The 14690-nt window shown below is 42.2% G+C and carries 12 protein-coding genes and 1 pseudogene; 10 read left to right on the forward strand and 3 right to left on the reverse strand.

What is annotated here, in order from left to right:
* The first annotated feature begins 128 nt into the window (after positions 1 to 128).
* Together E4N69_RS08535 and uraA are read left to right on the forward strand one after the other, a co-directional pair.
* Positions 129 to 1031, forward strand: a complete 903-nt coding sequence (locus E4N69_RS08535) for a tyrosine-type recombinase/integrase (RefSeq protein WP_162663892.1) — start codon at positions 129 to 131, stop codon at positions 1029 to 1031.
* Positions 1032 to 1227: 196 nt separating this feature from the next.
* The gene (gene uraA, locus E4N69_RS08540) at positions 1228 to 2481 is read left to right on the forward strand and encodes a uracil permease (RefSeq protein WP_253714071.1); all 1254 of its coding nucleotides are present in this window, start codon (positions 1228 to 1230) and stop codon (positions 2479 to 2481) included.
* Between the two features lie 252 nt (positions 2482 to 2733).
* On the opposite strand, the gene E4N69_RS08545 is transcribed toward uraA, so the two are convergent.
* Both E4N69_RS08545 and E4N69_RS08550 read right to left on the reverse strand, forming a co-directional pair.
* Positions 2734 to 3813, reverse strand: coding sequence for an NAD(P)-dependent oxidoreductase (locus tag E4N69_RS08545; protein WP_253823568.1), 1080 nt, complete (start codon positions 3811 to 3813; stop codon positions 2734 to 2736).
* Positions 3810 to 4778, reverse strand: coding sequence for a sodium/glutamate symporter (locus E4N69_RS08550; RefSeq protein ID WP_253715758.1), 969 nt, complete (start codon positions 4776 to 4778; stop codon positions 3810 to 3812). Before E4N69_RS08550 ends, E4N69_RS08545 begins: the two co-directional genes overlap by 4 nt.
* A gap of 23 nt (positions 4779 to 4801) precedes the next feature.
* Here E4N69_RS08550 and E4N69_RS08555 point away from each other — a divergent pair, with 23 nt between their 5' ends.
* Entirely contained in the window at positions 4802 to 5113 is a 312-nt protein-coding gene (locus tag E4N69_RS08555; RefSeq protein ID WP_253714073.1) for a helix-turn-helix domain-containing protein, read from the forward strand.
* A 168-nt stretch (positions 5114 to 5281) separates the two neighbouring features.
* On the opposite strand, the gene rpsD is transcribed toward E4N69_RS08555, so the two are convergent.
* A complete protein-coding gene (gene rpsD, locus E4N69_RS08560; RefSeq protein WP_253714074.1) occupies positions 5282 to 5896 on the reverse strand; it encodes a 30S ribosomal protein S4 in 615 nt (204 codons plus the stop codon).
* Positions 5897 to 6271: 375 nt separating this feature from the next.
* Here rpsD and E4N69_RS12815 point away from each other — a divergent pair.
* The 7 genes and pseudogenes from E4N69_RS12815 to E4N69_RS08590 form a co-directional block, all read left to right on the forward strand.
* Positions 6272 to 6340: pseudogene (locus E4N69_RS12815) on the forward strand (BrnA antitoxin family protein); the annotation flags it as partial.
* Positions 6341 to 6544: 204 nt separating this feature from the next.
* Complete coding sequence (gene hsdR, locus E4N69_RS08565) at positions 6545 to 9919, forward strand: type I restriction-modification system endonuclease (protein ID WP_253823569.1); 3375 nt, start codon at positions 6545 to 6547, stop codon at positions 9917 to 9919.
* Positions 9920 to 9934: 15 nt separating this feature from the next.
* Entirely contained in the window at positions 9935 to 11365 is a 1431-nt protein-coding gene (locus tag E4N69_RS08570) for a class I SAM-dependent DNA methyltransferase (protein ID WP_253823570.1), read from the forward strand.
* On the forward strand, positions 11365 to 12177 hold the full coding sequence (locus tag E4N69_RS08575) for a Fic family protein (RefSeq protein ID WP_253823571.1): 813 nt from the start codon (positions 11365 to 11367) through the stop codon (positions 12175 to 12177). The genes E4N69_RS08570 and E4N69_RS08575 overlap by 1 nt, the downstream gene beginning before the upstream one ends.
* Positions 12178 to 12204: 27 nt before the next feature.
* The gene (locus tag E4N69_RS08580; RefSeq protein WP_253823572.1) at positions 12205 to 13782 is read left to right on the forward strand and encodes a restriction endonuclease subunit S; all 1578 of its coding nucleotides are present in this window, start codon (positions 12205 to 12207) and stop codon (positions 13780 to 13782) included.
* Positions 13783 to 14156: 374 nt separating this feature from the next.
* Entirely contained in the window at positions 14157 to 14300 is a 144-nt protein-coding gene (locus tag E4N69_RS08585; RefSeq protein ID WP_253823573.1) for a hypothetical protein, read from the forward strand.
* A 90-nt stretch (positions 14301 to 14390) separates the two neighbouring features.
* Positions 14391 to 14651 (forward strand): hypothetical protein, encoded by a 261-nt coding sequence (locus tag E4N69_RS08590; protein ID WP_253823574.1) that lies wholly within the window; start codon positions 14391 to 14393, stop codon positions 14649 to 14651.
* Positions 14652 to 14690: the final 39 nt, after the last annotated feature.

Consider the following 14690-nt stretch of genomic DNA (forward strand, 5'->3'; position numbering starts at 1 on the left):
GATGGCATCGTTGAAAAATGTACATCCGTGTACAACAGTTGAAGATAGTTCAAATGGTCTCACGGCCTTAATTATTCTGCGGAAGAGATTCAAAAAAACTCTGATGTGCTTATCCTGAACACACGGCTATGACGGAAATACAATTACGGGCATTTTACGGATATTTAATCTCGGCGGAGGCGCGTGCGCAGCTGACCGCTAAAACGTATCTCAATACGCTGCGACTTTTTCAGCAGCAGCTGGGCGAGGAGCGCCTTATCGAAGATGCTTCCCAAGACGACTGTATCGGGTTTCTCCTTGCGCGGGCGGCAGAAGGGGTAACGGGAAGGACACTTGCGAAAGATCAGGCGGCGCTCCGCTCCTTTTACCGATTTTTGCAGCTGGAAAACGTCCGCGCCGATAATCCCGCAGAACAGCTGGAAAGTCCCCGCCGCGAAAAAAACTTGCCGCGGGCGCTTGAACCCGATGAAGTAGATAAGCTCTTAGAAGCTATTCCGCTGGATACACCGAACGGTATCCGTGACCGCGCTCTGTTTGAACTTATCTACTCGGCGGGGCTGCGCGTAAGCGAAGCGGTAACGCTTTCGCTGGAGGATATTTTCTTTAACGAGCAGTTGCTAAAAGTTCACGGCAAGGGGGGCAAGGAGCGCATCATTCCCTTCGGTTCGCAGGCAGGAACGCGACTCGCTGCTTATTTAAAAACAGCACGCTCGCTTCTTTTAAAACCGGCACACCGTGAAAACACCGAAACCACCGGAGCGGTGTTCTTAAATCACCATGGCGAACGGCTTAGCCGTAAAGGTATTTGGAAACGTTTACAAGAAATCGAACAACTGAGCGGCGTTACCACAAAAATCCACACACTCCGTCACTCGTATGCGACACATCTACTCGCAGGCGGTGCCGACCTCCGTTCTGTCCAATGCCTCCTCGGTCATGCAAGCATCGCCACTACTCAAATTTACACCCATATCGAAGACAAGGATTTGGAAGCCTACCATCATAAATTTTTTGGAAATAAAAACGACTAACCACAAAGCTCAATGCAATTACCCTGTACACCGAAACTATCCTATTGCGCCGAAAGCGGTAAAAATGCTACAGTGTGGAAATTTTGGGCAAGTGCCGACGATCCGCTCGGAACTGCCTGCATTTCAAGGTAACCTGTTCTGAAACTTCCGTTTCAGAACAGGTTACCTTGAAATGCGATGTTAGATGGAGGTCTTGATGAAAAAAATCTATCAGGTAGATGAAAAAGTACCGGCTAGCCTTTTCCTTCCGCTCAGCCTGCAGCACACGTTTGCAATGTTCGGTGCATCGGTTCTGGTTCCCATCATTTTCCAAATTGATCCGGGCATAGTTCTGCTGATGAATGGAGTAGGAACACTGCTTTTCATCCTTATCGGAAAGGGAAAGGCTCCGGCTTACCTCGGTTCCAGCTTTGCATTTTTAGGGCCGGCCGGTTTGATTATCTCTAGCATGGGGTTCCAATATGCACTCGGCGCTTTTGTAGTAACGGGATTACTCGGCTGTCTGATTGCGCTGATTATCTATAAATTCGGCTCATCGTGGATCAATATTATTCTTCCTCCTGCGGCAATGGGTTCGGTTGTTGCGCTCATCGGATTTGAGCTGGTAGGCCTTACCGTCCGTGGCGGCAACATCGGCGCTAATATTATGACCGATAACGTTACTACAGCGGATATCACGGTATTTTTTATCACGCTCGGTTTTGCGGTATTCGGATCTGTCCTCTTTAGAGGTTTCTTTTCCACCATTCCGATCCTGATCGCAATTATCGCCGGATACACGGCTTCCGTCTTCTTCGGATTGGTCGATTTTACACCGATTAAAGAAGCAGGCATTTTCACCCTACCCCACTTCCAATTACCCAAATTCGACATCAAAGCAATTTTAACGATGTTGCCGGTACTGCTGGTTATCACAAGCGAGCACATCAGTCATCAGGTCGTTACATCGAATATCATTAAACGAGACCTTATTAAAGATCCCGGATTGCATCGTACCATCTTTGCAGATAATTTCTCCACTGCACTTTCGGGTATGGTTGGCGGCGTTCCCACGACAACATACGGTGAAAATATCGGCGTTATGGCAGTTACCGGCGTATACAGCGTGTACGTTATCGGCGGAGCTGCAGCCATTTCCATCCTGATGGCTTTTATCAGTCCGCTTGCAGCAATTATCCAAACCATACCGGGTGATGTTATCGGTGGTGTAACATTCCTTCTCTATGGTATGATTGGCGCCTCCGGTATCCGACTCTTGGTTGACTCAAAAATCGACTACTCCAAGCCGAAAAACCTTATGCTAACCTCCGTTATCTTCACAACAGGATTAAGCGGCGTATCCATTAGACTGGGACAAATCGAGTTTAAAGGAATGGTACTTGCGTCCGCCGTCGCGGTGTTGATGAGTTTAATCTTTTATCTCTTTGAAAAAGTAAACGCTTTAGAATAGACCTGTTCGATAACTGCGTTGTCGAACAGGTCGCCGAGTTCTAAATCGCACAAATAGCACGATTTAGAACATCGCATTTCAAAGTAACCTGTTCCGAAACGGAAGTTTCCGAACAGGTTTAATCTTAAAGCAGCGTCTGACAGTGCAGTTTCCTGTGCAGGGAATACACTGCACAGGATGCTCACATTATTAAAAAATCAACAACCCCGACGTAAGCGTCGGGGTATTAAACCCTCCGCGCGAATAAAATTACTATTTATAATACGGTAATTGTTCTTTAAAGTGATCTTTACCGTTCTTCAACCAGAACACAACATGGTTCATTGCTTCAGTAGCTTTAGTCTTTGCGGCTATATCCGAATTAAACCCTTGATGGGGCTGCACATAGAAATTCGATTTCCTTGATAACGCTTCATCGATAATCTCTTTAGCTGCCAGGATATTTTCATTACGGCAACCGGTAAAATCGTTTGCACGTAAATAATCCGTCAATTCAGACTCTTGGCTGAACACATCTGCTGCAATACCGGTAATCTTCCCTTCTCCATACAGCTTCAGTAACGTTGCTTCGGGAGCAATTTCACCTCTTGTAACATTGATAAAAATCAAAGGTTTTTTTGCCTTTAAAAGATATTTTTCATCGAAATATCCTTCATTATAAAACCTGCTATTTTTATCTTTTGTTAAATTCATTACATTGATCAGTATATCGGAATTTGCAATAGCGGTGTCCCGATCTGTAAAACGGCAATCTTTATATTCCGGTAGTTGTTTCAATTCATTTTCACGAATATCAACGGCTTGAACAGTTAAACCGTTTGCTTCGAGGTCTTCATAAACTCGCTTACCAATCTTCCCAACACCGTACACGGTAGCAATCCTGCTTTTTCCCAACTCCATAAAAGATTTGGTATTTTTTCGTTCAAAAACCTTCGTGTTATACGAATACTCATTCAGATTGCCCGCTGTGCAATAAAGAAATTTTATTGCAGTTTGTGCAACGGCATCGATACAATACTCTCTTAAACTTGCTAAGTTAATTTTGTATTGCAAATGTTCAAAATGATCATACCCTGCACTTCGTGTAATAACGCTTTTTTTAATCCCTTCATTAACATACGCATTGGGCAACTTTGAATGCGTTTTTGTCGTAATGATATCGGGTAAATCAACTGTATTTTCTTTCAGGTACTCTTGGATAGTCAACGGCGTAATCAAAGAGGTAAAAGAAGCAGGCAATGAACCTCTCTTTTGCAGTTCTTCTGTTATATTCTTCAAAAACTCCGCTTCTTTACCGAGCGCCTCAAAATGCATGATATCGTATCTCATCATAGTTGTTCACCTCCTGAATATTGCATTTTTCCGGGAGTCCACCATTTAAATGCTAAAGCGACAACCGTTAACACGATAAAACCGACCCACATAACTAATGTCGTATACATCGGATACGCCCCGCCCATCGCAATAAAGATAGGAGGCAATGCTTGTAACGCAATTGCAATAGGTCTATTAAGCAAATCTGTTATGCCGGTATCTTCCAAACCTCTTGATTTTTGATCAGGGTCAACAACTCTGCTGAGCAATACCCCCGTTGCAATAACACCGTTTGCGCGACCGTAATTCATAATAGCCCGTTCAAACCAATCTTTAGAAGAACTGTATTTACCGACATACAGGAACCATGCAATATTGAGGACAAGACCGAAGGCAAAGCTGATTAAAAGCGGTCCAAAATTTGCTGCAATAACATTGAGTTTTAAGCCGACGATGGCGGATATAACCAATACATCCGTTGCAGTACTGCTTATTCTTTGTACGGTGTATCTATCAACATACTTGGTAGCACCGGTTTTCTTTAAAAAGAATTGCATGACATACCCGAAGAGTAACGCGGAAACAAATTCCGGAATGGAGAGCCAGCTCACTTGACTCTTGACCATAACTGAGAACCATTTACCCAACATTGTAGCAATCATGATGATTCCAATATGGAACGCAAGCGGATCCAAGGACATATTCGAAATAGTAATTTTTCCACCGCTTTTTTGCTGATTTTCAGGGATAAGTCCCGTGCGGATATGTTCAGGAAGCTGCTTTGGTGATTCAACATAATTCGTATAACCTTTCCGTGTTCCCCAGTTAATAAGAACCATACCGAGCACAATACCACCAACTAATCCGACAGTTGCAGAGACGTTTGCCAAATCGAAAAATTCCGGATACCCATGCTCTTTATAAATCGCGCCAACAGCAGCGGCAGTTCCATGTCCTCCGTAAAATCCGGTTGCCATCAGCATCAAGATTATGATATCCTGCGGTTATGGGCTTTAAGGATAGGCTTAGACAAGAGATTGAATATAAAGGATTGCTCGTAAAAGAACTCTCCGCGGAAGTAGGAATCAGTAACAGTACATTTTTGTCGTATATAGATGCGCGCGGAGTTTTACCGAATGTGGAAACAGCTGTTAAAATAGCATCAGCACTCGGCGTTTCGGTGGAGTATTTGGTGACAGGGAAGGATCCGATTTATAATTCAAAGCATATCGATATACAAGATATCACGCATGATCTTATAAAACTCACCCCTTATCAGATGGAAATCATAAAAAAAATGGTGCATGCACTGGTATAGCGGCTCGGGCAGAGTTGCCGCTTCGTTATCCCTAATCGAAATACAGAAGCAAATGTAATTCTCGCACGGCCGTATAAATAAAAAGGCTTCCCGCTTATGCACATACAGCATATATTAGGAAGCCTTTTGTAGGTGTTGAATTTTTTAAAGTACTTCTATACTACCGAACTACCGAGAATAGAATTCGACGACGTACTGGATATTTCCAACCGGTTGAATATCGGCGGGAGTAGGAAGTGCCGTTACCGTTGCAGATAAGTTTTCATCATTAACGGAAAGCCACCCTCCCTTTGAACCTTGTACGGTGCTTAAGTTGTGCCGGATAAGGTTTTGAAACCCTTTCTTGTCTTTTGTCGTGATGACATCACCGACTTTAACCCGCATGGACGGGATATTTGCCGGTTTACCATTCAGTAAGAAATAAGCGTGAGAAACCATCTGGCGCGCCTGCGCACGACTTACCGCAAAGCCCATTCGATAAATGGTATTATCCAACCGCTGTTCCATTAAGGAGAGCATATTATCACCGGTAACACCGGACATCTTAAATGCTTTTTGGAACAGATTACTGAACTGACGCTCAGACATACCATACGCAAAGCGGAATTTCTGTTTTTCCTTTAACTGTTCGCCGTAAACGGAAAGTTTTCCACGTTGTTTAGCGCCGCGTTCCTTACCGGGAGCATTCGGTTTTTTATCCAATAACTTACTGTATTTAGGATTTCCAAAAATATTTGATCCGAACCGGCGGACCAATTTACCTTTCGGCTGTCTTGTTGCCATTTTTCACCTCGTAAATCTAATAAGAACACCGCAGCGGTGTTACAGTAGTCTCTTTTATTAGGGAACGATAAAAAAGAGCATGGCAAACGCCCAAAACCGCATTTGATTATCAGCGTTTACCGGATCATGCTTACCGTACTTCATCGAGATGAAAGCCGCGTACGGCAGGACATAACAATATAGTCTATCTCAAAAAACCGACTTGTGTCAACGGTTGCTTTAAAGTTTGGTCAAATACAAATCAAAGAAGAATTAGCTCAGTTCCGGCCACTCAAAGAAGCAATCCCTAAGCTTTACGCAAAACTCCATCCTGAATGGTACAAACCAAAAAAGACGGAAATTCATATAAGGGTTGATACCGATGTCTTAGAGTGATACAAATCACAAGGTAAAGGGTACCAGACAAAAATAAATGCCGTATTGCGTGCTCACGCATTCGGCTAATTCAATATTCTTTTACTTTGCTGTCAAAATCTGTAAACCTATGGTATAATACTTGGGGATGTTCCAAAAGTTGGTTACTTTCGGAACATCCCCGACGAGTTTAAAATTAAGTCTTTATACAGCAACGACTTAATTTTAAACATCGCATCTAAATCTAAGGAAGCTGTCCAAAAACTGAAGTTTTTAGACAGCCCCAATATGAGTATGGGAAATTTTACTTTTTTACAGACGTATTGGCCGGATTTTGCGAAAACGATGGAATTTGCAGAATATTACGCATATTCCGACCCCGCATCAAGTAAGAATAAATCCGGATTATTTGTAGAACTGATGGTACGCGAAATGATGCGTATCGAACATATTCCGGAGCCGATAGATGTAAAAGAAAATAATCATTTTAACCGTACAAGAATCCTCAAAAATGAGGGGCTTATTCCGTATGATGTAAACCAATGGATTAATCAAGTCCGTATCAAACGGAATACTGCCGCGCATGAAAATGATGCTACCGAGCAAGACGCCTTGTTGGTACTCCGTTTTGCCCATTATATTGCCGTGTGGTTTATGCAGACGTATGGCGATAGCTCATTTGCTGCACAGCCGTTTATAAACCCTGAACCGCCGAAACGTAAAATAAATATAATGCCGCTTGTTCGGAATCAGGAAAAGAAAATTGAAGAACAAAAAATCGAACTTGAACACGCGGCGGCAACCATTGCCGAACAAGAAGCGTTGATAGCCGAACGGGAGAAACGACTGCAAGCGCTCGAAGCGGAAATAGAAAAAGAACGAAAGACCCGTGCGACCGTATCAGCTCTTACCCCGCAAAGCGCTCGATCAAAACAGGAACGGCAAAACACTTCTGCTCAAGCACTCGCAAAGACAAAACTGACCGAAGCGGAAACTCGTGCACTTATTGACGAACAACTAAGAAAAGTCGGCTGGGAAGCGGATACGGAAAACCTCCGCTATGCAAAAGGAATTCGTCCGCAAAAAGGAAGAAAACTGGCGATTGCGGAATGGCCGGTCGCATCGGGAAAAACAACAACTGCACATGCAGACTATGCACTTTTTGTCGATGAACAGCCCATCGGTATTGTGGAAGCAAAACCGTACGCAAAAAACGTGTATGCAATCATCGATAATCAATGCCGTGAATATGCGCAACACATAACGGTCGAAGATGAAAAATGCTGTTTAGGTATGTGGCACGGGTACAAAGTACCGTTTATCTTTGCAACAAACGGCCGTCCGTATTTAAAGCAAATAGAAACGGAGTCCGGGATTTGGTTTCAGGATTTACGGAATAAAACAAATACGCCGATTGCACTGCACGGATGGTATAGCCCCGAAGACTTACTGGCAAAATTCCGTCAGAATATTGATGAAGCCGACCGCGCATTGGAAAATTTGCCATACGATTTTTTGCGCGACCCTGACGGATTGAACCTCCGCCATTATCAGCTTTCGGCAGTTGAAGCGGTAGAACATGCCGTGGTAAACGGGCAGCGGCAGATTTTGCTCGCAATGGCGACCGGCACCGGCAAAACCCGTACCGTCTTGGGCATGGTTTACCGGTTCTTAAAAACCGGCCGTTTCCGCCGCATTCTCTTTTTGGTAGACCGCACGGCTTTAGGTGAACAAGCGCAAGATGTTTTTAATGATGTAAAACTTGAAGACTTGCAGCCGCTGAATAAAATTTACACTATCAATACCCTCGATGACATAGACCTTGCGACAGAAACCCGCGTGCAAGTTGCCACCGTGCAGGGAATGATTTCCCGCATCATGAGCGAAGAGAAAGACCGCATCCCTTCTTCAGGAGACTTTGACTGTATCATTATTGATGAAGCACACCGCGGATATACACTTGACCGCGAGCTGAGCGACGCAGAACTGTTGTACCGCGATCAAAATGACTTTATCAGCAAATACAAAAAAGTGATTGAATATTTTGATGCAGTCAGAATAGGATTGACTGCAACTCCGGCGTTGCACACTACGCAGATTTTTGGAAATGCGGTATTCACCTATTCATATCGGGAAGCGGTGATAGACGGGTATCTGGTAGATTACGATGCGCCTTACAGCATCAAAACGGAACTGAATCAACACGGCATTCATCATCAAAAAGGAGAAAGATTAGCCCGTTACAATCCTGTAACCAAGGAGCTTTTAAATCCGGAAGAGCTTGAAGATGAACTGAATTTTGATGTAGAAGACTTCAACAAAAAGGTTATTACCCCGTCCTTCAATGAGGCGGTTCTTACCGAGCTTGCTCAGCGTATAGATCCCGAAGGTGAAGAAAAGACACTCATCTTTGCCGTAAGCGACCGCCATGCGGATGAGATTGTCAAACAGCTACGTGATATATATGCACCGCAAGGCATCACTGCATCGGCAATAGAGAAAATCACGTATGCAATCGGTGACAAAGGACGTGTACAAAATGCGATTAAGCGGTTTAAGAATGAGCACTATCCGACCATTGCCGTAACCGTTGATTTGCTTTCTACCGGAATTGATGTGCCGGAAATTACTAAGATTGTTTTTATGCGCCGCATCAAATCCCGTATTCTGTACGAACAAATGCTGGGGCGTGCAACTCGTCTGTGCCCCCAAATAAATAAAACCCACTTTGAAATTTATGATGCGGTTGATTTATACAGTTACCTGAACGAAGTTTCTTCGATGAAGCCGACGGTATCAAATCCAAGCGTTACGTTTGATGAACTCTTAGAGGGATACAAAGCGGTAACAGATAGCGAACATATTGCATACATAAATGATCAGATTATCGCAAAGCTCCAACGTGCAAAGTTCCGCATGGATCAAAAGCAATTAAACTTTTTTACCGTTACATCGAATTACGACAGTATCGAACATTTTATTACCGATGTAAGAGAACGGCGAAAGCATAGTGAAGAAGCGTGCCGGGATTTGTTTTTAGAAAACCGAAGAGCATTCGATGCATTCAAGGAGCAGCGGTCAACCGGCTACTATCTACCGATAAGCGACAAGTCGGATGAAGTGCGTGAAGTAACACGGGGATATGGAAAAGGACAAGAACCGAAAGACTATCTGGAAAGTTTTTCTCAGTATATAAAAACGAACCGCGATAAAATTGAAGCGCTGGAAATAATCTGTACTCGTCCTGCCGATCTTACCCTTGCCGGCTTGCGCAGTGTGAGTATGACACTTGATGCAAACGGTTTTAACCGAACGCGACTCAATACTGCTATTACGCAGCTGACAAAAGAAGAATGCGCTGCGGATATTATCACGCTTATTCGCAGTTATGCTATCGGCAGTCCCCTCGTTTCGCACGAAGAGCGAATCCGCAACGCTGTTAAAAAACTCTGCAAAGCTCATAATTTTACCGCGAGCGAAAAGAAGTGGATTGACCGCATAGAAAAATATCTCATCAACGAATCCGTTTTAAATGTTCAAACCTTTGATGAATTTACCGCATGGCGTACACAAGGCGGCTTTTCAAAAATAAACAAAATTTTTTCAGGCTCGCTCACTGCAATCGTGCGTGAGTTGAATACCTATCTCTACGAAGACAAAGTGGCATAATACGGAGCATACAGCATGACAAATCAAGAAATCGTTTCAAAACTGTGGAATTTATGCAATATTTTGCGGGATGATGGAATCACCTATCATCAGTATGTTACGGAACTTACGTATATCCTTTTTTTAAAAATGGCAAAGGAGACAAAAACGGAAAACACTTTGCCGAAAAACTATCGCTGGGATACACTTGTTTCTTACAGCGGTATTGCATTAAAGAAGTTCTACAAGGAACTGCTGACATATCTCGGTGAAAACACAAAGGGGCGTGTGCGCGAGATTTATCAGGGGGCTAGTTCCAATATCGACGAGCCGAAAAATCTTGAAAAAATTATTAAGTCTATCGATGAGCTGGACTGGTATTCCGCAAAGGAGGAAGGTCTCGGCAATCTTTATGAAGGGCTACTCGAAAAAAATGCGAACGAAAAGAAAAGCGGAGCGGGACAATATTTTACTCCGCGTGTTTTAATTGATATGATGACACGCCTTACCGCGCCACAAGTAGGAGAACGCTGCAACGACCCTGCGTGCGGAACATTCGGATTTATGATTAGCGCCGACCGATATGTAAAAAGTCTTACCGACGACTACTGCGACTTGAACGAAAAGGATGCTGCATTCCAAGTAAAAGAAGCGTTTACCGGCGGTGAGCTGGTACACGAAACACACCGTTTAGCGTTGATGAACGCCATGCTCCACAATATTGAAGGAAAAATTGTATACGGCGACACATTGAGCGAAAGTGGTAAGGCAATGACCGGCTATGACGTGGTACTGACGAACCCTCCGTTTGGGACAAAGAAAGGCGGCGAGCGTGCAACCCGCGATGATTTTACCTATACCACCAGCAACAAGCAGCTGAATTTTTTGCAGCATATTTACCGCTCGCTCAAGACAACCGGCACCGCCCGCGCTGCTGTTGTATTGCCGGACAATGTACTTTTTGAAGACAATACCGGTCAGAAAATTCGCCGGGATTTAATGAATAAATGTAATCTTCATACGATTTTACGCTTGCCGACCGGCATCTTTTATGCGCAGGGCGTAAAGACAAATATACTCTTTTTTACGCGTGGCAAACACGATGAAGATAACACAAAAGCCGTATGGGTGTATGATTTGCGCAGTAATATGCGTTCATTCGGAAAAACAAATCCGTTAAAAAAAGAAGACTTTGTCGAATTTGAAGCGCTCTACTGTGCAGGACATTTTGAAGACCGTAAAGAAACATGGTCGCCCGAAAATCCGAATGGAAGATGGCGTAAGTTTCCAATCGAAGAAATCTTGAAAGATGAAAAGACCAGCCTCGATTTAAAATGGATCAAAGACGACACCGGTGCCGTAGACTGTTCCCTTGCCGAACTGATGCAAACTATTCAAGAGAAAAGCACAAATATTGCCGCAGCTGTTACCGAACTTTCCAAACTGATTGAAGGTATTGAAGAATAATGCATAAAAGCGAACAGCAAGACTTCACTCAACTTTCGGAAGTTATCGATGAGTACAATAGACTGCACATTGCTCAACAGCTTGATTACGATAAGTTCTATTTATATTCGATTATCACGCATTCAACGGCAATAGAAGGTTCTACCGTCACGGAAATTGAAAATCAGCTTCTCTTTGACGAAGGGATAAGTGCAAATAAACCGATTCATGAACAGCTTATGAACCTTGACTTAAAAGCCGCGTATGAAAGAAGTTTTGAATTTGCAAAACAGCACACCCAAATAACACCTGAAATCCTCTGTGAACTTTCATCTCTCGTAATGAAAAACACCGGCACTGTGTACAATACCATCGGAGGAACATTTTCTTCTGCAAAAGGAGAACTGAGACTTTTAAATGTCAGTGCGGGACGGGGCGGGAAGAGTTATATGGCATGGCAGAAGCTTCCGCAAAAACTGGAAGAATTTTGTGCTTGGTTCAATTTGGAAAGAAAAAATATTGCGCAAAAACGAATAGAAGAACAATACGCTTTTAGTTTTCTCTCACATTATAAACTTGTTTATATGCATCCTTGGGCGGATGGAAATGGCCGGATGAGTCGGCTTTTAATGAATTTTATCCAATATGAGGCGGGAATAGTACCTGCAATAATTAAAAAAGAAAACAGGGCGGAATATATTCAAAGTCTTGCTTCTTCGCAAGAAAAAGATGATGCGTCAGATTTCTTACAGTTTATGTTTTCACACCATATATGGAATTTGAACGAACAAATAGAAGAATATAAAACCTCTCTCGAAATGAGCGGAAACTGATAAAGGCTGTTATTGGGAGACCATAAAGTGAACACAAATGCATTACGTCAAAAAATATTAGACCTCGCTATCCACGGAAAGCTGGTGAAGCAAGACCCCGCAGACGAACCTGCCTCCGTGATGCTGGAAAAACTCCGCGCGGAAAAAGAAGCAAAGATTGCCGCCGGAGAGATAAAACGCAACAAGAATGATTCGTATATCTTTAAATATACCGGCACATCTGGTAAAAGCAAAACTGATGACAATCCTGAGGGATTGGAACATAACAGGCACTATGAGAAGTTCGCAGACGGCAGGGTGAAGGATATCGAAGACGAAATCCCGTTTGCCGTGCCGGAGGGCTGGGCGTGGTGTAGGTTGGGGGAGATTATAAATATAAAATCTGGAGATGCAATAAAAGTTCGAGAAAATCAATCGGGTAAATATCCTATTTATGGTGGAAATGGTATTACTGGTTATTATTCAGAATTTAATATAGATATTCCTACAATGATAATTGGGCGTGTAGGTTTTAATTGTGGAACCATTCATATTACAAAAGGAAAAGCATGGATAACTGATAATGCATTTATTACAACATTTAATACCGCATATTGTGATTTAACATTTTTATCATTTGCATTGCAATTTTTAAATTTAAGTAACTATTCTAATTCAACAGCACAACCTGTTATTTCTGGTAAATCTATTTATCCAATTTTCTTAGCTCTTCCCCCACTCACTGAGCAGCACCGCATCGTTACAGCAATCGAAGCAATCTTTACACAGATAGAGCTACTGGAGCAAAACAAAGCCGATCTACAGACAGCTGTCAAACAGGCAAAGTCAAAAATCCTTGACCTTGCAATTCACGGAAAACTGGTGAAGCAAGACCCTGCCGACGAACCTGCAAGTGTTATGCTGGAAAAACTTCGTGCTGAAAAGGAGGCTAAAATCGCAGCCGGAGAGATAAAACGCGGCAAGAATGATTCGTATATCTATAGGAAGCCTACTGATAATTGTTATTATCAAAAATATGCCGATGGCTGCGAGGAAAATATTTCTGACGAAATCTCGTTTGATGTACCGGAGGGGTGGACGTGGTGTAGACTGCCCGAAGTATGCAGAAAGCCAATTACTGATGGTACGCATAATTCACCATCGAATAGCGCTTCAGGAGACTTTCTTTATATCACAGCAAAGAATATAAAAAATCTAGCCATTTGCTTAGATGATGCAACGTATATTTCTAAAGAAATACATGAGTCTATTTATAGTAGATGTTCACCTGAGTTGAATGATATCTTATTAACTAAAGACGGAACTATTGGAGAAGTTGCTGTCAATAATTTAAATTATCCTTTTAGTATGTTATCGAGTGTTGCTCTTATCAAACCTTCAAATGAAATTTTATCTTGGTTCCTAGCATATATTTTAATATCTGATTTATTACAGAATAAAATGAAAAAAGAGGCAAAAGGTTCTGCATTAAAACGTATTATTCTTGCTCAAATAAATGATTTTCTCATTCCGCTCCCCCCACTTGCTGAACAACAAAGAATTGTGACTAAAATTGAAGAACTATTTGCTCAGCTTGATTTTATTATGACCGCGCTGGTAGATTAGTTTGATCGTGATCAGGTTAAGATAACTATAGTTCAATTTTTGTATTGGACGTAATATCTGTGACCTATTACATGAGGTATTTCCCTGTTTATAGATTTTCCATATCGTAAAGTAGTCTTTTTTGAGATTCCTGTTTATGGATTCAGTATAAAAATCTGTTTGACATATACACATAATACGGTTATAGTACCAGTGTAATCAACAACCTCGGCGCAAGCGTCGAGGTATTAATCCCTCCGCACGAATAAAGAGTTTTATGGACAAAGAAACCGAGCGTGTTTATAAACAGAAGTTTTCAAAATGGCTTCCGAATATAATTCATAAAGTAGCATCAAGAAAAATGTAGATATTGTAGACACTACTAGGAAAATAGTATGGTTGATTATATTGAAACTCCGACAATGGGAGACATCTTGAGTGAAGGTTTATTTTCAACCGCTAAAATGGCGTGGCTGAAAATAAATGTCGAGTTTGCTTATCACAAACATCGCAGATTGTATGCGCGCTATCGCGCATGAATGCAACAGTCTTCAAAATTGATATTTTGTTCGACTGTTGCATTTTAAGGAACCGAATTACTAAAACAATATCAGGAAGAGACTGCATTCATGTTGTTTAGCGACCTATTACTTTCTATAAAAAAACAAGAAAGCGACACAAAAATCTTAAAAAAATACATAAAAGCCAAACAGGAAAATCCGTATATAGTGAAGTATTTACTGCATGAAAGTGAATTGCCTGAATATTTACCGGACTATTATGGATTTGGTGATGAAGATGAGGCCGTAACATATTGTTTTGGTTCGATGGATGTATGGATAAAAGATCAAGATACTATTAAAAAACTAAAAGATATTAGCGATGAATAACAGTCGATTCAAGTTGACAATAGAGGCAAGTTCAGTTAC

Source organism: Treponema sp. OMZ 906 (assembly GCF_024181185.1).
Lineage (GTDB): Bacteria > Spirochaetota > Spirochaetia > Treponematales > Treponemataceae > Treponema.

Coding starts and splice junctions, on each gene's coding strand:
- E4N69_RS08535 (WP_162663892.1), top strand. CDS start 129: ATGACGGAAATACAATTACGGGCATTTTACGGATATTTAATCTCGGCG.
- uraA (WP_253714071.1), top strand. CDS start 1,228: ATGAAAAAAATCTATCAGGTAGATGAAAAAGTACCGGCTAGCCTTTTC.
- E4N69_RS08545 (WP_253823568.1), bottom strand. CDS start 3,813: ATGATGAGATACGATATCATGCATTTTGAGGCGCTCGGTAAAGAAGCG.
- E4N69_RS08550 (WP_253715758.1), bottom strand. CDS start 4,778: ATGCTGATGGCAACCGGATTTTACGGAGGACATGGAACTGCCGCTGCT.
- E4N69_RS08555 (WP_253714073.1), top strand. CDS start 4,802: ATGGGCTTTAAGGATAGGCTTAGACAAGAGATTGAATATAAAGGATTG.
- rpsD (WP_253714074.1), bottom strand. CDS start 5,896: ATGGCAACAAGACAGCCGAAAGGTAAATTGGTCCGCCGGTTCGGATCA.
- hsdR (WP_253823569.1), top strand. CDS start 6,545: ATGGGAAATTTTACTTTTTTACAGACGTATTGGCCGGATTTTGCGAAA.
- E4N69_RS08570 (WP_253823570.1), top strand. CDS start 9,935: ATGACAAATCAAGAAATCGTTTCAAAACTGTGGAATTTATGCAATATT.
- E4N69_RS08575 (WP_253823571.1), top strand. CDS start 11,365: ATGCATAAAAGCGAACAGCAAGACTTCACTCAACTTTCGGAAGTTATC.
- E4N69_RS08585 (WP_253823573.1), top strand. CDS start 14,157: ATGGTTGATTATATTGAAACTCCGACAATGGGAGACATCTTGAGTGAA.
- E4N69_RS08590 (WP_253823574.1), top strand. CDS start 14,391: ATGTTGTTTAGCGACCTATTACTTTCTATAAAAAAACAAGAAAGCGAC.